At 36.7% G+C, this 19323-nt stretch carries 15 protein-coding genes; 6 read left to right on the top strand and 9 right to left on the bottom strand.

All coding sequences use genetic code 11. From position 1 onward, the window contains the following. The first annotated feature begins 53 nt into the window (after positions 1-53). Complete coding sequence (locus OZP13_RS11440) at positions 54-317, top strand: hypothetical protein (RefSeq protein WP_269240285.1); 264 nt, start codon at positions 54-56, stop codon at positions 315-317. 13 nt (positions 318-330) lie between these two features. Here the strand turns inward: OZP13_RS11440 and OZP13_RS11435 are convergent, their stop codons facing one another. Continuing rightward, on the bottom strand, positions 331-1401 hold the full coding sequence (locus tag OZP13_RS11435) for a serine hydrolase domain-containing protein (RefSeq protein WP_281297215.1): 1071 nt from the start codon (positions 1399-1401) through the stop codon (positions 331-333). 196 nt (positions 1402-1597) lie between these two features. On the opposite strand from OZP13_RS11435, the gene OZP13_RS11430 reads away from it, so the two are divergent. Beyond that, on the top strand, positions 1598-2041 hold the full coding sequence (locus OZP13_RS11430) for a lipocalin family protein (RefSeq protein WP_269240283.1): 444 nt from the start codon (positions 1598-1600) through the stop codon (positions 2039-2041). After that, the gene (locus OZP13_RS11425; RefSeq protein WP_269240282.1) at positions 2022-2318 is read left to right on the top strand and encodes a DciA family protein; all 297 of its coding nucleotides are present in this window, start codon (positions 2022-2024) and stop codon (positions 2316-2318) included. Before OZP13_RS11430 ends, OZP13_RS11425 begins: the two co-directional genes overlap by 20 nt. Positions 2319-2450: 132 nt before the next feature. Here the strand turns inward: OZP13_RS11425 and OZP13_RS11420 are convergent, their stop codons facing one another. After that, positions 2451-2870 (bottom strand): nucleoside-diphosphate kinase, encoded by a 420-nt coding sequence (locus tag OZP13_RS11420; protein WP_269240281.1) that lies wholly within the window; start codon positions 2868-2870, stop codon positions 2451-2453. Between the two features lie 86 nt (positions 2871-2956). Continuing rightward, positions 2957-4546: a bacillithiol biosynthesis cysteine-adding enzyme BshC gene (gene bshC, locus OZP13_RS11415; RefSeq protein ID WP_281297214.1), complete on the bottom strand. Its 1590-nt coding sequence runs from the start codon at positions 4544-4546 to the stop codon at positions 2957-2959. A gap of 100 nt (positions 4547-4646) precedes the next feature. On the opposite strand from bshC, the gene OZP13_RS11410 reads away from it, so the two are divergent. Further along, on the top strand, positions 4647-5930 hold the full coding sequence (locus OZP13_RS11410; protein WP_281297213.1) for an MFS transporter: 1284 nt from the start codon (positions 4647-4649) through the stop codon (positions 5928-5930). A 5-nt stretch (positions 5931-5935) separates the two neighbouring features. Here the strand turns inward: OZP13_RS11410 and OZP13_RS11405 are convergent, their stop codons facing one another. Beyond that, positions 5936-9235, bottom strand: a complete 3300-nt coding sequence (locus tag OZP13_RS11405) for an Ig-like domain-containing protein (RefSeq protein WP_281297212.1) — start codon at positions 9233-9235, stop codon at positions 5936-5938. A gap of 200 nt (positions 9236-9435) precedes the next feature. On the opposite strand from OZP13_RS11405, the gene OZP13_RS11400 reads away from it, so the two are divergent. Next, entirely contained in the window at positions 9436-11676 is a 2241-nt protein-coding gene (locus OZP13_RS11400; RefSeq protein ID WP_281297211.1) for a B12-binding domain-containing radical SAM protein, read from the top strand. Between the two features lie 103 nt (positions 11677-11779). Beyond that, on the top strand, positions 11780-12460 hold the full coding sequence (locus OZP13_RS11395; RefSeq protein ID WP_269240273.1) for a DUF6250 domain-containing protein: 681 nt from the start codon (positions 11780-11782) through the stop codon (positions 12458-12460). A gap of 194 nt (positions 12461-12654) precedes the next feature. On the opposite strand, the gene OZP13_RS11390 is transcribed toward OZP13_RS11395, so the two are convergent. The 5 genes from OZP13_RS11390 to thrS form a co-directional block, all read right to left on the bottom strand. After that, on the bottom strand, positions 12655-15573 hold the full coding sequence (locus OZP13_RS11390) for a M16 family metallopeptidase (RefSeq protein WP_281297210.1): 2919 nt from the start codon (positions 15571-15573) through the stop codon (positions 12655-12657). A gap of 157 nt (positions 15574-15730) precedes the next feature. Then, positions 15731-16075, bottom strand: a complete 345-nt coding sequence (gene rplT / locus OZP13_RS11385; protein WP_194311600.1) for a 50S ribosomal protein L20 — start codon at positions 16073-16075, stop codon at positions 15731-15733. A gap of 152 nt (positions 16076-16227) precedes the next feature. Continuing rightward, a complete protein-coding gene (gene rpmI / locus OZP13_RS11380) occupies positions 16228-16425 on the bottom strand; it encodes a 50S ribosomal protein L35 (protein ID WP_035623058.1) in 198 nt (65 codons plus the stop codon). A 110-nt stretch (positions 16426-16535) separates the two neighbouring features. Then, the gene (gene infC, locus OZP13_RS11375) at positions 16536-17093 is read right to left on the bottom strand and encodes a translation initiation factor IF-3 (RefSeq protein ID WP_394344383.1); all 558 of its coding nucleotides are present in this window, start codon (positions 17091-17093) and stop codon (positions 16536-16538) included. A gap of 16 nt (positions 17094-17109) precedes the next feature. After that, entirely contained in the window at positions 17110-19056 is a 1947-nt protein-coding gene (gene thrS / locus OZP13_RS11370; RefSeq protein WP_281297209.1) for a threonine--tRNA ligase, read from the bottom strand. Between the last annotated feature and the right edge of the window lie 267 nt (positions 19057-19323).

The following is a 19323-nucleotide window of genomic DNA, read 5'->3' as shown; positions in this document are numbered from 1 at the left end:
TGGAAAAACTGAAATGAGGCTAGTTTAACTGAAAAATTATATATATAAGTAAAATGGAACCAGAACAAAGATTTGACATTTGTAAAATATGCCAAAACAAAAAATATTATAACTTCGAGATTATATGTTCTTTGACTAAAGAAAAGCCCGCATTTGAAAATAATTGCGAGAATTATATTGAGGATAAAGAAGCTGTTAGAGTCAATAATAATCAATATGTTGTTGAAGAAGAAGAAAGCAGCTCCAAAAGCGTGTGGTATATAATTGGGATTTTAGTGTTGATATTTAAACTTGTCCGTCTTTTTGCGAGGCATTAAAAACAAGTGAAAATTATTGATACAAAGCATTAATTTTTTGCCACAAAACATCATCAAAATCGGATAAAGCCAGATTCACGCTATCGGCCGCATCACCCATTCGAATGACCACCATTTTTTTGCTTGGAATCACGTAGATTTTTTGGTCGTTCTTGCCCAAAGCCATATACATGTCATTTGGCCCAGAAGGAATGATACTTCCAGATAATTGCAGTTGGGATTGTGGTAAATGATAACTCGATTTTCCGTTTAACCACCATAAATAGCCGTAGCCCAAATTGATGTTTTGTGAAGTATTCGTGGCTTCATTAAAATAAGTTTCGTTTAGAATGGTTGTGTTTTCCCATTTTCCTTTGTTGAGCATCAGCAAACCAAAACGCGCCATACTTCTGGTGGTACTATAATATACACTATTGTTGTCCACTTGTAGCCAAGTTCCCGTCATTCCTATTTTGTCCCTCAATTTTGTATTAAAATAGTTAGGCCAATTTTGTCCAGAAGCCGAAGCAACAACATCTTGCAATTTCACATACACGTTGTGGTATGCCCAGCGTGTTCCTGCATCGGCTTTGTAGGTGAGATGTGCTGGATCAACGGCATCACCATTGGTAATGTCTTCCAGGCCAGAAGTCATGGTAAGTAAATGCTTATTGGTAATCAAGTTTTCTTTTGCCAAAGGTAAACTCGTCCAGCCTGTTCCAATATAATCTGAAACTTTGTTGTTGATATTCAGTAAACCTTCCTGTTGGGCAATTCCGGTTACGGTTGATGTTAATGTTTTTCCGGCACTTGCCCAATACCAAGGCGTTGTTGCGGAATGTCCGTTGAAATAATTTTCCATTACAATTCTACCATTTACGAGTATGATAAACCCTTTGGAGTTTTTGAGTGCCAAATAATCCAGTAATGGTTGAACGGCAGTTTGCTTCCAGCCTAAATTGGCTATGGATTTTGTTTCCCAAACATCGCCTGTCAGCGGTGGAAAATAGGCTGTATCCGTTGGACTAGGTGTTGGAGTTGTTGAATCAGAGCTACAACTGGAAAACAACAATAGGGTCAGTAAACTATAGATTATTTTTGACATACTTAAAACTATTTATTTGGAGTTAAGACCAAAAATATAGAAAATAGTTTAACGAGTTTTTTTTATTTTTGTTTTCTTTGAATTTAATAAGGTTAACTTTGTCTAGGAAAATAAATGCCATTTTATCCTTGAATTCCAAGCCCTGATGGCTGAATTGTCAACTGTAGGATTGGCTTCTAATAAAACATAATTATTTATGAAAAACATTTTTAAAATTCTATTCTTGTCGTTTCTTTTTGTTGCTTGCCAGCAAAAAATAAAACCCGAAGATATCGCCAAAATTAACGGCTATTGGGAAATTGAAAAAGTGGTTTTTGACCAAGGAAAAGACAAGGAATACGGCATCAACGAAAGTTATGATTATTTCCAGATTGACAAGAACAACAAAGGTTTCCGAAAGAAAGTGATGCCGCAGTTGGACGGAACTTTTATAGTGAATGATTCGCAAGAAGATGTAAAAATACGATTCCAAGAGGACAAGGTCTTTTTTGATTATGTCACGCCTTATGCCAAATGGAGTGAGGAATTAATTACCATTTCTGATAAAAAATTGGTTTTTAAAAATGCCGAGAAAAAAGAATACCATTACAAGAAAGCAGAACCACTAAATATTTTGGGCGATGGCGAAAAGACTAAATAATCAAAGTACGGTTGGCGATATTCTGCAACAAATTATCCAAGTAAATAAGTTGCAAGGCGGTATGGATCAAATTGACGTGAGAGAGGCCTGGAAAAATTTGATGGGCAACGGCGTGAATCATTATACAAAAAATGTGGTTTTGAAAGGAAGTACCTTGTATGTGGAACTTTCTTCGGCAGTTTTGCGGGAAGAACTGAGCCACGGGAAATCTAAAATTGTGGCTATGATCAACGAAGAATTGCGTCGTGATGTGGTGAAGGACGTTGTTCTTAGATAGTGGTCAGTGTTCAGTTTTTAGTGTTCAGTTGTAATTCTAAATAAAAAAATCCCATTTCGAATAATTTTTTCGAAATGGGATTTTTTCTATGGTCGTTAAAGCGACTGATCACTAAAAACTGATCACTGCATATTAGAACTGCTCTCTTCCTGCAAAGTGGAAAGTACCTTCGATGGCTGCATTTTCATCACTGTCAGAACCGTGAACTGCATTTTCTCCAATAGAAGTGGCGTATGTTTTACGTATTGTTCCTTCGGCAGCTTCGGCTGGATTTGTGGCTCCAATCAAAGTCCTGAAATCTTCCACGGCGTTTTCTTTTTCCAAGATGGCGGCAACTATTGGCCCTCTTGACATAAATTCCACCAATTCTCCGTAGAAAGGTCTTGCAGCGTGAACGGCATAAAAAGCTTGTGCGTCAGCCACTGTCAATTGTGTTAATTTTAAGGAAACGATTTTGAAACCAGCGTTGGTAATCATCGCCAATATATTTCCGATGTGTCCGTTTGCAACCGCATCCGGTTTGATCATTGTAAAAGTTCTATTTGTAGCCATTTTGTTTTTGGTTTTTTTAAATTGGATGCAAAAATATAACTTTTTTGTGAATTGATTTTAATAAATCAACAATTAAAAAGGTGAATCTAGAATACTATAACTTCAAATTTAGTATCCAAAGGTTTCAATTGGGTAATTAATTTTTGAATCAACTCCTTTCCGTTTTCTAAATAAAATTCAGAGAAATTGGTTTGGCGTTCCTGTAAACTTTTGTTGGGAAACAATTCGTTTTGCAAGTCCGTGATTCGTTCCAATTCGTCGGAATGTTTCTTTTTTTGGGCTTTTAACAAACGTTTTTCCAGATTTTCCAAGCCTTTAATTTGTTTGGCTTCCTGTGCTTTTACGGCGCCAAGAAATGATTTATCGGTTTTTTGCGCCAAACTATGGAGGTAATGAAACTGGTTTTTTAAAAAATCTTTTTGAATGGACAAGTCAATTGAGAAATCATCCAACAATTTTGTTTTTTGGTTAACCAAATCGGTTTGTTTCGAAAATAAATCGCTCCAAGACAGTTCTAATTTATCCGCTTTTTTGGCTTGTTTTTCGTAGGCCAACAAGGCTGAATTTCGAAGTAAAAGTATAGGGAAAGTAACATTCACTGCATCGAAAAATGATTTTAGTTCCAGCCAATAGGCAATTTCTCCGCCTCCGCCAATGTAGCATAAATTGGGCAAAATAACTTCTTGGTACAACGGACGCATAATCACGTTGGGACTGAATTTTTCGGGATAATTTTCCAATAAAGTAAGAATCTCGGTTTCCGAAAATTCCATTTTGGTATTGTTTACGCTGTATTTTCCGTTTTCGAAAATGATGCGTTCCCGCAAATCATCTTCCATATAAAACAAATTAATCTCCCGTGGATTGACTTGAATGGTGTAGTTTTTTAGTTTCTCGGTAGTTTCGAGAACTTTTTTATGGGAAGTCTGCAACGTTAATTCTTCCTTTATATACGGTATAAAAGTTCGTTTTAAATCTTTATCGTCCGCATCCAAAATTACCAAGCCATATTCACCAAAAAGTTGGTTTGCCAAGAAACGAGTGGCATCGGCTAAATTGGAATGGTCCAAATAAGATTCCTGAAAAAGTTTCTTGATGGCTTCGGCATTTTTGCCGGCACCCAATTCAAGAGTGTAAACTTCAAGGAAATCTTCCAATCCTTCGGTAGATAATCGTCCAACGGGACCGGTGCTTTCCTTGTTCCAGCGAAATTTTCGACCTTTGAAATTAAAATAATTGATTTCGTCAAAATCGTGGTCTTCGGTTGCCATCCAATAAATGGGTACAAAATTTTCTGATGGATATTTTGCCTTTAATTCCTTTGTCAGATTGATGGTCGAAATAATTTTGTACAAAAAATACAATGGGCCGGAAAATAAATTGAGCTGATGTCCAGTCGTAATGGTAAAAGTTTCTGGACTTGCCAGGGCTTCAATATTTTGTTGGGTCAAGGCAGAAGTAGCAATTTTGGAATATTGATTTTTTAAAACCGAAACCAAAACAGCTCGATTTTCATTAGTGTAGTTGGTTTTCTTTTCTTTTATTTGCGATTCGAAATTTTCAAGATTTGGAAAACGGTTGTAAAGTGACTGTAAATTAGGGTTTTGGTCTAAATAATCGTTCATTAAAGGAGAAAAATATCCAGAGTTTTGGTAGCTGATACAGTCGGTTGGCATAGTAAAGTTTATTTGATGCTAAATTACCAAAATATTGGAACTGAATCTTTGTTGTTTTCGAAAATTAACATCAATTTATAGAAATAGAATATAATTCATTATGAAGAACAATTCCAATCCCACCAAAGTAAATTCGCTAACACACGTACTTTTTGGAAGTTTAATAGGCACCACCATCGAGTTTTTTGATTTTTATATTTATGCCAATGCGGCGGTTTTGGTATTCCCACAATTGTTTTTTCCGGGTTCAGATCCTACGACTTCCACGATCGAATCCTTGGCTACTTTTTCGATTGCCTTTTTTGCCAGACCCATTGGTTCGGCAGTTTTTGGGCATTTTGGAGACAAAATTGGGCGTAAAGCCACCTTGGTTGCGGCTTTGTTGACGATGGGGATTTCTACAGTTAGCATCGGATTGTTGCCAACCTATCAAAGTATCGGAATCGTTGCGCCGTTGTTATTGATGCTTTGTCGTTTTGGACAAGGTTTGGGTTTGGGAGGCGAATGGGGTGGTGCGGTTTTGTTGGCCATCGAAAATGCGCCTCCGGGAAAACGTGCTTGGTATGGAATGTTTCCGCAATTGGGTGCGCCAATTGGGTTGTTGCTTTCGGGTGGAACTTTTTTGCTTTTAAGTGATTTGTTGACCGAAGAACAATTTTTTGATTATGGTTGGAGAATTCCATTCATCGCCAGTTCATTATTGGTTGTGGTTGGGTTTTACATTCGATTGAAAATCACCGAAACGCCTTCTTTCGAGAATGCTTTGGAGACCAAGAAACAAGTAGAAATTCCGTTGATGACGATTTTGAAATCCTATAAATGGGAATTGATTTTCGGAACTTTGGCTGCGGTGGCGACTTTTGTGACCTTCTATTTAATGACCGTTTTCAGTTTGAGTTGGGCAACCACTGATTTAGGATTTAGCCGTCGTGATTTTTTAATCATCCAGTTGTTTTCGATCTTGTTTTTTGTGGCTGGAATTCCTGTTTCGGCAGTTTTGGCGGATAAATTGGGACGAAAAAAAATATTGGTTTTTATATCTACTTTGATAGCCCTTTTTGGATTCACTTTTTCATTCTTTATGGAATCGGAAAGCACGCCGATGATAACCACTTTTGTTTGTATCGGAATGGGATTGATGGGACTGACTTACGGGCCGGTGGGAACATTCTTGTCGGAGTTGTTCCCTACGGAAGTTCGGTATTCCGGTGCTTCTTTGACCTTTAATTTGGCGGGAATTTTGGGAGCTTCTTTTGCGCCACTTATCGCCATTTGGTTGGCCAAAAATTATGGAATTGCCTACGTTGGCTTGTATTTGTCGGTTGCTGCCTTGATTTCGGTTTTGGCACTTTTGGCCATTCGAAAAAAAGAGGAAAAGTTTTAAAGCCGTTATCGTTTCAAACTAAAATGCCCTTTGTATTCAGTGCCGTTGGCTCTTGTCACTATAAACCAATAATCGGTGGCAGGAAGTTCGGTTCCGTTGAATGTTCCGTTCCAGCCATCGGTAACGTTACTTAACATTTTGATTAGTTTGCCATAACGGTCGAATATTTTTACGGTCAAACCTTCTTCAACATCCGCGAATTTGATTTTCCAAGCGTCATTAAATCCGTCGCCGTTTGAAGTAAAGAATTTAGGGAACATTAACAGATATATTTCATCGGTTTTTATTATTCCACAATTATTTTTATCTCTTACGTGAATAATGTATTTGCCACTTGCCAACCCCGGGAAAACGTTGCTGTCTTGGTAATTTGATCCATCAATGGAATATTCGTAAACACCTTTCCCTGTGGCAATGACGCTTATTGTGTTTTCGGTATCTGTCCAGTCAAGTGTTTCTATACTTTTTATGGAGGCTTTGCCGGATTCCTTTACCGTGAAATTTTTAGTGCTAGAGCAAGAAATAGTTGTATAATCATTCGTCACGGTTACCGAAAAATTACCCGGATTGGATGCCGTTATTGTCTGCGTAATTTCTCCGTTTGACCATAAATAATGATCAAAACCAGCTCCGGCATCAATCGTAACACTGTTGCTTTCGCATATTGGCACGATGTCTTCAATGGTAATTTTAGGTTTGGACAAAAGGGTCAATTTCAATTCGGCAATGGCGTAACAAGGCGTATTAGAATTGATGCGAACATAGATTTTGTTCTCTCCCAAAGCTAATTTGTAACTTGAAAAATTATTTATTTTACTGCTTGCTGTTTCATTTTCCGCACCGGTAAGGGAATTGTAATAAGAGAAATTGTAAGTGGCAGTATTTGAAATGATGCTGGAATTATAACTGTTTAAATTCACGGTTTCTGTACCGTCATTCAAATCATCACAGAATAATTCAGCATAATTATTTGCAGGTAAAGTAGAAATTAACGCAACAGTTATGGCTAATCTGGTTGGGCTTTCACAACCATTTAGAGTTTGTGAAGCATAATAGGTTTGTCCATCTAGTAGAAGAGTTGAAATTGGCAAAACGTTCCCTGCGGTTGAATTATCATACCATTTTATAGAAGTTCCAGAAATTACAAAAGTATTTAGGGTTGGGTTTTGGCTGGCGCAAAAAGTTTGTGTTGAATTTCCAGTTGGAGTTGCCGTGTTTTGAATGTTTATTAAAACTGGAGCTCTTTCGCTTTCGCAGCCGTTTATGGTTTGTGAAGCATAGTAAGTTATTCCGTTTTGTAATAATGTTGTGTCTGCTAATAGATGTCCATTGGTCAAAGCATCGTACCATTTTATGTTTTGCCCTGAGATGGCAATGGAATTTAAAGTTGCATTTTGCTGGATGCAGAAGGGTTGAGGTGAGGTTGTTGTTGGCAATGCTGTATTATGTATTAGAACTAGAATTGGAGTTCTTGGGCTTTCGCAACCATTTACGGTTTGTGAAACATAATAAGTTGAGCCATTTTCTAATAAAGTAGTAATAGGTATATTTGAAACATCTGATACGTTTGCATACCATTTTAAATTTTGCCCAGAAATGCTGATATCTGCTAGTTTAGCATTGTCGCTTTTACAAAATTCAGGATTTATAGATGTTGGTGCTTGCGGACTTGATGAGATGTGAATTAATACTTCTAATCGTTCAGTGCTTTCTGGACAGTTTCCGTTTTTTCGAGTTGCATAATATTTTTTATTATCTAGAAGAGGAGTGGTTTTTGCAAGTGGTGTATTAGAATTGCTTGAATCATACCAGTTTATTGAACTAGAGTTTGGATTAATATCACTAATTGTTGGGTTTTTAGCAGAACAAAATGATTGATTTGTATCTCCAACAACTTTACTATCGTCGCAAGGTCCAAGTTTTAGGATAAATCCGTCTCTATTTATTGTACCACTATTTACGGTTTTCAACGTATATTGTGTAGTCGTTGAAGGGTCGAAATCACAAGTCCACATAAAATCGCCCATTAAATAATTGTTTTTATTTACTATTTTTATCCCTTTAATTTCAATAAAATAGCAATTATTATAAGGACTTAATTTTGGGTTTTCATCTCCAAGTTTAAATGCACTATCAAAATTTCTATTTGAATCAAGTTTTAAATAGAATGCTTCACCATCGTAGCCATTAGATGTTAGATTGAAAATGTTACTAGACGGGTCTAAATCGATAGTATCTTTAAATTGTCCTCCAAAGAAATAATTTCCATCATTATCAGTTGTAACTGCAGTAAATGTAATATCACCATTTGTAGGTTTTTCAAATTGTTTTACATCTATTAAATCACCATTTAAATTTAAAAAAATTAAAAAACTGGTATTAAATCCAGAGACATTAAAGACAGCAGAAGAAGGATCTACATCAATTGTGTCATAATAATTTTTATTACCAAGTATCGTAATTCCATTATTTGAAACATCAAAAGTTCTATGTCCTTGATTTACAAAATCTTTTTGCCAGATTATCGATTTATTTACATTGTCAATATTGTACAACCTATAATTATTATAATTGTGTATAAGCATATTGATGTTTCCATCAGGTCTTACAATTAATTTGTTATAAGAATTGTCGCCTATGTTAAACTGTTTTGCCCAATCAAAATTGCCATTATTATTTATTTTAAGGAGATAGTTGCCAATTCCATTGGCATTATTTAAAATTAAGTTTGGATTGTTGTTTATTGAAATATTTCCCACAAACCAACCGCTTAGAAAAATGTTATTTTGATTATCTAAGTCAAATGAATAAACATACATATTGTTGTTGAATCCGTAGTTTTGTTTAATACTTGTTGAAGTTAAAATGTTTCCAGAAGGAGATATTTTTATAATTTTTATAAATGTATCCATAACATTTAAAGAAGTATTTAATTCACTTAGTGATAATAAAAGATATACATTACCATCCGATCCAATTTTTACATCAAATCCTGTATCATTTCCATTGAAATTACCTTTGTTTAATGCAAATGTTAATCCCCAAAGATAGTTGCCATCTTTGTCTGTTTTTATCAAATAAGTTCCTCGAAAACTATTGTTTATGATAGTATTATCAATGATTTCTGTCCCTGTGACAGTTGGATCAAGATCAAATAATGGAGATTCAGTACTGCCTACAGTATAAGTATTCTCATTGCTATCAACTGCCAATCCGTTTGCAAAATCAGCATAATCATAAGTTATTCCTTTTATTTGTCTTGCCCATTGGAAATCTTGCGCATTACCAGTAGAAGAAAATAGCATATTTAAAAAAAAAAGAAACGAAGCAATTGTTTTTTTATACTGATTGTAGGACATATAAAGGGAATAATTTATTAGTAACAAATGTAATTAAATATCTACAAATTGAAGCAAAAATAAAGATTCAAATAGTAAATAGTAACATTGAAATCATTTTGTCATAAATCCCCAAATAACTCCTATTTTTGCACAAAACAATTCTTTTGAAAACCCAAGTATTTCTCATCACGCCACCCTTTACCCAACTGAATACACCGTATCCGGCAACTGCTTATATCAAAGGGTTTTTGAATACCAAAAACATTTCGGCAACACAGGCAGATTTGGGTATCGAAGTGATTTTGAAACTATTTTCGAAAGAAGGATTAGAAGCTATTTTTGGTCAAGCAACTATAAACAATAAACCAAAAACCACAAACACTCAAAGAATTCTCGCTCTCCAAGACGAATACATCAAAACCATTGATTCGGTTATTGCATTTCTCCAAGGAAAAAACCCAACATTGGCACTCCAAATTTGTCAGGAAGAGTATTTGCCGGAAGCTTCTCGTTTTGCACAATTGGAAGAATTGGATTGGGCTTTTGGAACAATGGGAACTCAGGACAAAGCCAAACATTTGGCGACTTTATACCTCGAAGATATTTCCGATTTTATTGTGGAATGTGTCGATGCCAATTTTGGTTTCAGTCGCTATGCGGAACGTTTGGGACGATCTGCCAATTCTTTCGACGAATTATATTCAGCTTTACAGGAAGAACCTACTTATATAGATGAAGTTTTATTTTTGCTTTTGAAAGAAAGAATCGAAACCATCCAACCCGAATTATTCTTGATATCTGTTCCCTTTCCAGGGAATTTATACTCGGCTTTTCGTTCCGCACAATGGGTCAAGAAGCATTATCCAAACATCAAGATTTCAATGGGAGGTGGTTTCCCAAATACAGAACTTCGTTCGCTTTCCGATGCTCGTGTTTTTGAGTTTTTCGATTACATTACTTTGGATGATGGGGAATTGCCAGTAGAGTTACTTTGTAATTTAGTTTTCAATTCCCCTCCTTTGGAGGGGTGTCCGAAGGACGGGGTGGTTTTTTCAGGTGAGTTCAAAAGAACTTTCCTGTTGGAAAACGGAGAAGTGGTTTACAAAAACAATTCCACCCGAAACGACTACAAACAATCCGAAGTCGGCACTCCCGATTATTCCGATTTGTTTTTGGACAAATATATTTCGGTCATCGAAATCGTGAATCCAATGCACCGAATGTGGAGCGACGGACGTTGGAATAAACTCACGATGGCGCACGGTTGCTATTGGGGAAAATGCACGTTTTGCGACATTTCATTGGATTATATAAAAATCTACGAACCCATTGCAGCCAATTTGTTGTGCGATCGAATGGAGGAAATGATGGCGCAAACGGGACAAAATGGTTTTCATTATGTGGACGAAGCTGCGCCACCCGCCTTGATGCGCGCTTTGGCACTCGAAATTCTTCGTCGGAAATTATCAGTCACTTGGTGGACAAATATTCGTTTCGAGAAAAGTTTCACGGGCGATTTGTGTTTGTTATTGAAAGCTTCTGGTTGTATTGCCGTTTCCGGCGGACTCGAAGTGGCTTCAGATAGATTATTGCAATTGATTGACAAAGGCGTAACGGTAGAACAAGTGGCAAAAATTACCCGAAATTTTACCGAAGCCGGAATTATGGTACATGCTTATTTGATGTATGGTTATCCAACGCAAACGGTTCAAGAAACGGTGGATAGCTTGGAAATGGTGCGTCAATTGTTTGAAGTGGGCGTTTTGCAATCCGGATTTTGGCATCAGTTTGCAATGACGGCTCACAGTCCTGTTGGAATGTATCCAGAGAAATTTGGTGTTGTTCCTACTTCCCCTCCTTTGGAGGGGTTAGGGGAGGTTTTTGCCAACAACGATATTAATTATGTGGACAAAACCGGAATCGACCACGATAAATTCAGTTTTGGATTGAAGAAATCGCTTTTCAATTTTATGCACGGCATTTGTTTTGACTACGAATTGCAAGAATGGTTCGATTTCAAAATTCCGAAAACAAAAATCCATCCCGATTTTATTGCCAATGCTTTAGAGGAAGACGAAGATTTCAATATAAAACCGACTGCCAAAATTGTTTGGCTAGGAGGGAAGCCACTTGTGGAATATTTCACAAAATCCAAAAAAGGAAATAGCTGGGAAATGGCGACCTTGACTTTTCACCACAAAAAGGAAAGTTTCAGCATTCAAACAGGAAAAAATGAGGGAGAATGGTTGATCCAAATGCTTGAAAAAATATCGGTTTCACAATCGAAAACCCATTCATTTAAAGAAATAAAATCTGATTTCGAAACTCATTTGGAGGATTTTGAATTGTTTTGGTATTCCAAACCAGTGAATACTTTGCGGGAATTTGGACTACTGGTATTGTAATCAATCACACAGGATTTCTGTATAGACGGGATTCTGTACAGACGGGATTCTGTACAGACGGGTTTCAAACCCGTCTCTACGTGTTATAATTAAAATAAAATTTATGAATTCTAAATTGCTATTGCTTGTTTTTTGTTGTACCACAAAATTCCTTTTTTCGCAAGAAAAATTTGAAACAAAACTGATTTACTCCGACAATTTCGATACGGATTTGGCTAATTGGAATATAGATCTTGAAAAACCGGAAACATCAAGCCTAAAAATAATTGATGGTAAATTGGATGTTTCGACTTCCATTGGAGCAACCATTTGGTTCAAAACCCAATTGTCCGGCAATATAATGATTACTTACGATGTAAAAGTGATGGATGAAGGTGGTGCTTTCGATCGAGTTTCTGATTTGAATGCCTTTTGGATGGCGACTGATCCTTCAAATTCAAATGCAATAAAAAGGGACGGAAAATTTGCTTCTTACGACAACCTGAATTTGTATTATGCAGGTGTTGGCGGACATTACAATAAATTCACCCGATTCCGTAAATACAAGGGTGTCGAGGATAAACCTGTTTTAATGGAATACAGTGACAAGGAGCATCTTTTGGCTGGAAACAAATTATATTCTGTAAAAATAATGGTCAATAATGGTCGCATTCAATATTTCTTGAATGGAGAATTATATTGGGATTTTCAAGACGAAAAGCCATATACACAAGGTTTTTTTGGATTCAGGACTTCAAAAAGTCATCAACAGTTTGATAATTTTAAAGTTTGTAAAATAGATTAAAAATCTAATTTTATACCATTTAGAAATATAAAATAATCCAATTCTTGCTCCCTCTCCTTCGGAGAGGGTCGGGGTGAGGTTAAACAAAAAAAACTATTTTATATTTCTAAATGGTATTACTCTCAAATAAAACAAGAAACCCAATCTTTCGACTGGGTTTTTTTGTGGAAAAGTATTGGATTATTTCTGAATCATTAGTAATTGAAAATTTCTTCCAGCGAAACTTCTTCAATAGTACCTAGTTTTTTAAGGGCTTCAAAGTCCAAGCTTTCTTTCTTGCCAATGATGGCGGTGTTGTATTTCTTCGTTTTAACTTCCTTGTTGAAAAAATCATTCGTGCTTTCTAAAGTAAGATTTTGAATGGTTGCATAGATGTTTTTTCTGATGTCATAATCAAAGCCTAATTTTTTCAAGCTCATTTGATTGAAGAAAATGTTGGTCTTGATGATTCTGGTGGAAGCAATTTGTTTCAAGCTCGAATCTTTGGCGTTGTTGAATTGCTTTTCAATTTTTGGCATATCGGTTAACAATGCCGAGATGGCATCAACGGCTTGAGGCAGTTTGTTGGCTTGTGTTCCAATGGAAACCTGCATGTAATCTGATAAGTTTTTTTCATTGGCAATGCCGTATAATGCGCGAGCGGAGTAAGCCAAAGATTTAGATTCCCTGATTTCCTGAAAAACGATGGACGACAATCCTGAGCCAAAATAAGAATTAAACACATTGACAGTTCCAGTTAAATTGGAATTGTATTTTTCGCCTTTTGCTATTCGGGTCATTTCTGCTTGGACCATATCGTAATTGGCAAAATAGACTTTGTTGGTCGTTTCTGGTTCAGGATATACTTTTGGACTTGGAATGGCTTTTCCGGCATCAAGATTGTGATTTTTTTCCAAGGCGGCAACAATTGGATTCAAATCGTTTCCGTAAAAGAAAATTTGGTGTTCATAATCCGAAAGCCCTTTTAGCAAATCCGTAAGTTCGGAAACGTTCATTTCTTTCAATTCCTTTTCAGAAAGAATGTCTCTAAAACGCGAATCTTTCCCGTATTTGGCATAAGTACTCAATGCCATCATAATGTTTTCTTTGCGTTTTTTCGAATTGACTCTTGTGTTCAAAATGGTGGCCACTGTGGTGTTGTACACTTCTTGGTCTGGTTTTACATTTTTCAGCAAGTTTTCCAATAAAGTAATTCCTTTTGGCAAGTTGCTTTCTAAACCGGAAAGATAAATATAGCTCAAATCACTTCCCGCATTGACGGAATACGTAACGCCAATTTTATAAAACTCTTTCTTGACGTCTTCAGCACTCATTTTGTCGGTGCCCAAATAGTCCAACATTCCCATTGCCAAGGATAGTTTTTTGTTGTGATCCGACCCCATATTGAAAATATAATACAGGTTCGAAATAGCGTTAGTGTTGTTTTTTATAAAACTGACAGTAGTATTTTTTACTTTTTTGGTTTGTATTTCTTTTTTGAAATCTACATAAACTGGTGTCAATTCTGTAGAGGTTAACTTGGAAAAGTTTTTGTAAAATTCCGATTGCGCATCTCGATTCAATTGAACAGGGGTGATGCCGGGATTGGATACACGAACCAGTTTGTCGTTGACTCCTTTTCTTTTATAAACAATTACATAGTTGTCTTTGTAAAAATCATTGGCAAATTTCACGACATCGGCTTTGGTTATTTTCGATAATTCGTTTATCTCAGATAAAGTTTCAGTCCAGCTTCTCCCTTCAATAAACGATCGGTATAATGAAGTTGCCAATCCGTCACCCGATTCGTGGTTTTTCATTCGATCCAGTTTCATGTTGTTGATTACAGCCTGAATCATCCATTCGTCAAATGCTCCTTTTTTAATTTTGTCAATTTCTGAAAGCATTAGTTTTTTCCCTTCTTCCAAAGTCTGTCCTTCCTTGACGGATATAACCAATCCTTGATAACCATAATCATTGAAGGTTGTGGAATAGGCACCGGCACCCAATGCCAATTGTTTTTGATTGATGTCAATGTCAATTAAGCCAACATCACCGGAGTTGGACAATATACTGGATGTGATGTCTGCCAATAAGGCTTCTTTAGTTCCTACTCCAGAAGTTCTCCAAGCCATCGTCAATCTTTCTGCTGTTGGACTTTTTACTTCTCTTTCAACTATGGAAGTCATAGGTTTTTCGACAACTTGTTTCTTCATTGGAAGTTCTTTATAGGCAAATGTTCCAAAGTATTTATCCACCATTTTTATGGTTTTGTCAAAATCTAGATCGCCAACCAAGACTACCGCCATATTGTTTGGAACATAATAGGTATTGAAATAGTTGTGAATGGCAACCATCGAAGGGTTTTTTAAATGTTCCGGTTTGCCAATGGTGGTTTGCTGTCCGTAAGCTGTGGTTGGAAATAAAGCGCTCATCAATTCATAGTATGCCAGACGTCCATCATTGTCTTGGGCACGATTGTATTCTTCATAAACTGCTTCCAGTTCGGTATGGAAAAGTCGCAAAACCAATTCAGAAAAACGTTCTTTTTCAATAGTCATCCATTTTTCCAACTCGTTTGCCGGAATATTATTTTTGTAAACGGTTTCGTTTAAAGAAGTATGTGCATTCGTCGCTTTTGCTCCTAATGAAGAAATGAGTTTGTCATATTCATTGGCCACCGAATATTTGGAGGCTTCCTGGGAAACTTCATCGATGCGTTTGTAAATGGCTTTCTTCTTTTCGGGATCGGTTTCTGCTTTATGCTGTTCGTACAAATCAGAAATTTGTGCAATCAATTTTTTTTCTGTCTCCCAGTTCTGGGTTCCTATCTTGCCGGTTCCCTTGAAAACCATATGTTCAAGGTAATGTGCCAAACCGGTATTGTCAGACGGGTCGTTGTTGGAACCTGTTCTTACCGGGATGTAGGTTTGTATTCTTGGTTCGTCGGTGTTTTGGGCCAAATAAACTTTCAATCCATTTTTTAGCGTATAAACTCTAACGCCTGTTTTGTCATTCTTTACCGTTTCATACGTATATTCTTGAGAGTCTTTCTTTTTTTCGGTAGAAAAGGTTTGTGATGTAACGCTTGTCAGTGAAAGGAATAAACAACTTAGTAGTAGTAATTTTTTCATATTTTTTAGTTTACTCAAAAGTAAGGTAATTTGTATATTAGGCCATAATAAAAATTGTTAAAATAGTAAGGGCTTTAAAATTGGGGTATAAAAAAACCCAATCTTTCGACTGGGTTTCTATATAAGTAAGTAATCTTAAATTGAGTTGATAAAACGTTTATTTTACTTTATTAAGTATGGCTTTGAAAGCTACTGGGTGATTCATCGCTAAATCGGCAAGAACTTTACGGTTCAATTCGATGTTGTTAGCTTTGCATTTCCCGATGAATTGTGAATAAGACATTCCTTCCAATCTAGCTCCAGCGTTGATACGTTGAATCCACAAAGCGCGGAAATTTCTTTTGTTCACTTTTCTGTCACGGTAAGCATAGCACATTGCTTTCTCAACCGCATTCTTGGCAACTGTCCAAACGTTTTTACGTCTACCAAAGAAACCTTTGGCTTGCTTCATTATCTTTTTTCTTCTTGCTCTTTTAGCAACTGAATTTACTGATCTTGGCATAATTTTTCTGTTTTTTTTGTAGCAGGCGTCCCGAATTTAATCAAGGGAACTTAAGGCCATACTCCAAGGTTATTTTAAATTGTTTTAACCTAAAGAATAAATTGGTGTTAGGATTCAAGTCTTAATACTTAATACTCAAATCTTGATACTAATTATACGATTCTTAATTGTTGTTTGATGCTTTTCATGTCTGTTTTGTGAACTAGCGCTGAGTGAGTCAAAGCTAATTTACGTTTCTTGGATTTCTTGGTCAAGATGTGACTTTTGAAAGCATGTTTTCTTTTGATCTTTCCAGAACCAGTAACTTTAAAACGTTTCTTGGCGCTAGATTTGGTTTTCATTTTAGGCATTTTTTCCTAGTGTTTTTTAATTTATTCTTACTTACTTATTTTTGAGTGAAAAGCCAAAAGCCAAAAGCCATTAGTTTTGAAACTAGTGGCTAATGCCTGTTGCCTAATTACTATTTTTTCTTTTTCGGAGCAATAAACATAATCATTCTCTTTCCTTCAAGAACGGGCATTGCTTCTACTTTTCCAAATTCTTCAAGATCCGTAGCTAATCTTAGTAACAAGATTTGTCCTTGATCTTTATAGATGATCGAACGTCCTTTAAAGAAAACAAACGCTTTCAATTTAGAACCTTCTTTCAGGAATTTTTCTGCATTCTTTCTTTTGAACTCATAATCGTGCTCATCCGTTTGAGGACCAAAACGAATTTCTTTCACTACAATTTGAGTAGATTTTGCTTTAAGCTCTTTTTCACGTTTCTTTTGCATGTAAACGAACTTTTTATAGTCCATTATTTTGCAAACAGGCGGTTCTGCATTAGGCGAAATCTCAACTAAATCCAGTTCAAATTCGTCGGCTAATCTTAATGCCTCTGAAAGTTTAAAAACTCCAGGCTCTATGTTTTCACCTACAAGCCTTACTTCTTGTACACCACGAATCAGATTGTTTATTCTGTGGGCATCCTTTTTTTCTACTCGAGGTTGGTAACCTCTATTACTTCTTATTGCTATGACTTTATAATTTAAGTTAAACTGTAAATACTTTTAGTGTTTTGCTTATTTCTTCGTTTACAATTGCAGCAAATTCTTCAATTGTAACGGTAATGTTCCCTTTTCCTTCTTGTCCGTGACGACGTATGGATATGGTGCCGTTTTTCTCTTCTTCCTCGCCTACAATCAGCATAAACGGGGTTTTCTGCATTTCGGCATCCCTGATTTTCTTCCCGATTGTCTCGTTTCGGTTGTCAATAAGGGCGCGAATTTCGTGATTTTCTAGCAGACTTAAAACTTTTTTCGCATATATTTCATATTTCTCGCTCAAAGACAATATAATAGCCTGTTCTGGCATCAACCAAAGCGGGAATTTTCCTGCTGTGTGCTCTATCAAAATGGCGATGAAACGTTCCATCGATCCAAAAGGTGCTCTGTGAATCATCACGGGAGTATGTAATTGATCGTCAGAACCTTTGTAAGTCAATTCAAAACGCTCTGGCAAGTTGTAATCTACCTGAATGGTTCCCAATTGCCATTGTCTTCCAAGGGCGTCTTTTACCATAAAATCCAACTTTGGACCATAGAAGGCGGCTTCGCCATAAGCGACAACTGTTTTCAATCCTTTGTCGGCAGCGGCATTGATGATCGCATTTTCTGCTTTTTCCCAATTTTCGTCGCTACCTATATACTTGTCCCTGTTTTCTTGATCACGTAACGAAATCTGTGCTGTAAAGTTTTCGAACCCTAAAGAGCCAAAAACATATAATACTAAATCAATCACGTTTTTGAACTCCTGATCCAATTGGTCTGGTGTGCAGAAAATATGGGCATCATCTTGGGTAAAACCACGAACACGAGTCAAACCGTGTAATTCACCACTTTGCTCATATCTATATACAGTTCCGAATTCAGCATAACGTTTCGGTAAATCTTTGTACGACCAAGGTCTTACATTGAAGATTTCACAGTGGTGAGGGCAGTTCATAGGTTTCAATAAAAACTCTTCGCCTTCCGCTGGAGTATTTATCGGTTGAAAACTGTCGGCTCCGTATTTGGCATAATGACCTGAAGTCACGTATAGTTCTTTCTGTCCAATATGAGGAGTAACCACTTGTTCGTAACCCGCTTTCTTCTGTGCTTTTTTCAAAAATTGCTCCAAACGATCGCGCAAAGCGGCTCCTTTAGGCAACCATAAAGGTAAACCTTGACCCACTTTTGACGAGAAAGCAAATAATTCCAATTCTTTTCCTAGTTTTCTGTGGTCTCTGCGTTTGGCTTCTTCCAATAATTCCAGGTATTCTGTCAAGTCTTTCTGTTTAGGGAACGAAATTCCATAAACACGAGTAAGCTGTTTGTTCTTTTCATCACCACGCCAGTAAGCACCGGCAACGCTCATAATTTTCATCGCCTTGATGATTCCGGTATTTGGAATATGACCACCACGACACAAATCAGTGAAAGTAGAGTGGTCGCAAAAAGTAATCGTTCCGTCTTCCAGATTCGAAATCAGTTCCGTTTTATAAACATTGTCTTTGTAAACCTCCAAGGCTTCCGCTTTAGAAACAGGACGCAATTTGAATTCGTGCTTCTCTCTTGAAATTTCAAGAACACGATCCTCTATCTTTTTGAAATCGGCATCCGTGATCTTGTGGTCTTCAAAATCCACGTCATAGTAAAACCCATTTGAGATTGCTGGTCCAAGAGTTAATTTGATTCCTGGATACATTTCCTCAAGAACCTGTGCCATCACGTGTGAAGTCGAATGCCAAAAAGCTTTCTTGCCGCCTTCGTCATTCCACGTATATAATATAAGATTGCCGTCCGTCGTCAAAGGAGTTGTGGTTTCTACAATCGTACCATTGAAAGAAGCCGAAATCACGTTTCTGGCAAATCCCTCACTAATGCTTTTGGCAACCTCCATTGGAGTTACGCCTGAATCAAACTCTCTAACTGACCCGTCGGGCAAAGTAATCTTAATCATTGTTTTTAATTTTGTGAATGCAAATATAGCGCATTACTAAAATACATACAATATATATGTACAAGTTTATACATTATATAATAGTGTCTTTGCGAGGAACGAAGCAATCAGGAGCTTCATCCCGCTGGCTGTTTTAATCTTTTGTGCGGAACGCCTGCAGAAAAGGATTTCCACTGCTATCCCCAACGCAGTCGAAAACGGCAACGGCTGTTTTTAAATGGGTGTACTATATATAGACTAGTTTTTACAAGATCTATCCACTGCTGT

The sequence above is a fragment of the Flavobacterium limnophilum genome (assembly GCF_027111315.2).
Classification (GTDB): domain Bacteria; phylum Bacteroidota; class Bacteroidia; order Flavobacteriales; family Flavobacteriaceae; genus Flavobacterium; species Flavobacterium limnophilum.
The sequence above is the reverse complement of the archived record's forward strand: the minus strand, read 5'-3'. Positions and strand labels throughout refer to the sequence as shown.

Coding starts and splice junctions, on each gene's coding strand:
- OZP13_RS11395 (WP_269240273.1), top strand. CDS start 11,780: ATGAATTCTAAATTGCTATTGCTTGTTTTTTGTTGTACCACAAAATTC.
- bshC (WP_281297214.1), bottom strand. CDS start 4,546: ATGCCAACCGACTGTATCAGCTACCAAAACTCTGGATATTTTTCTCCT.
- rpmI (WP_035623058.1), bottom strand. CDS start 16,425: ATGCCTAAAATGAAAACCAAATCTAGCGCCAAGAAACGTTTTAAAGTT.
- OZP13_RS11435 (WP_281297215.1), bottom strand. CDS start 1,401: ATGTCAAAAATAATCTATAGTTTACTGACCCTATTGTTGTTTTCCAGT.
- OZP13_RS11430 (WP_269240283.1), top strand. CDS start 1,598: ATGAAAAACATTTTTAAAATTCTATTCTTGTCGTTTCTTTTTGTTGCT.
- OZP13_RS11410 (WP_281297213.1), top strand. CDS start 4,647: ATGAAGAACAATTCCAATCCCACCAAAGTAAATTCGCTAACACACGTA.
- OZP13_RS11405 (WP_281297212.1), bottom strand. CDS start 9,235: ATGCTATTTTCTTCTACTGGTAATGCGCAAGATTTCCAATGGGCAAGA.
- OZP13_RS11420 (WP_269240281.1), bottom strand. CDS start 2,870: ATGGCTACAAATAGAACTTTTACAATGATCAAACCGGATGCGGTTGCA.
- rplT (WP_194311600.1), bottom strand. CDS start 16,075: ATGCCAAGATCAGTAAATTCAGTTGCTAAAAGAGCAAGAAGAAAAAAG.
- thrS (WP_281297209.1), bottom strand. CDS start 19,056: ATGATTAAGATTACTTTGCCCGACGGGTCAGTTAGAGAGTTTGATTCA.
- OZP13_RS11425 (WP_269240282.1), top strand. CDS start 2,022: ATGGCGAAAAGACTAAATAATCAAAGTACGGTTGGCGATATTCTGCAA.
- OZP13_RS11390 (WP_281297210.1), bottom strand. CDS start 15,573: ATGAAAAAATTACTACTACTAAGTTGTTTATTCCTTTCACTGACAAGC.
- OZP13_RS11440 (WP_269240285.1), top strand. CDS start 54: ATGGAACCAGAACAAAGATTTGACATTTGTAAAATATGCCAAAACAAA.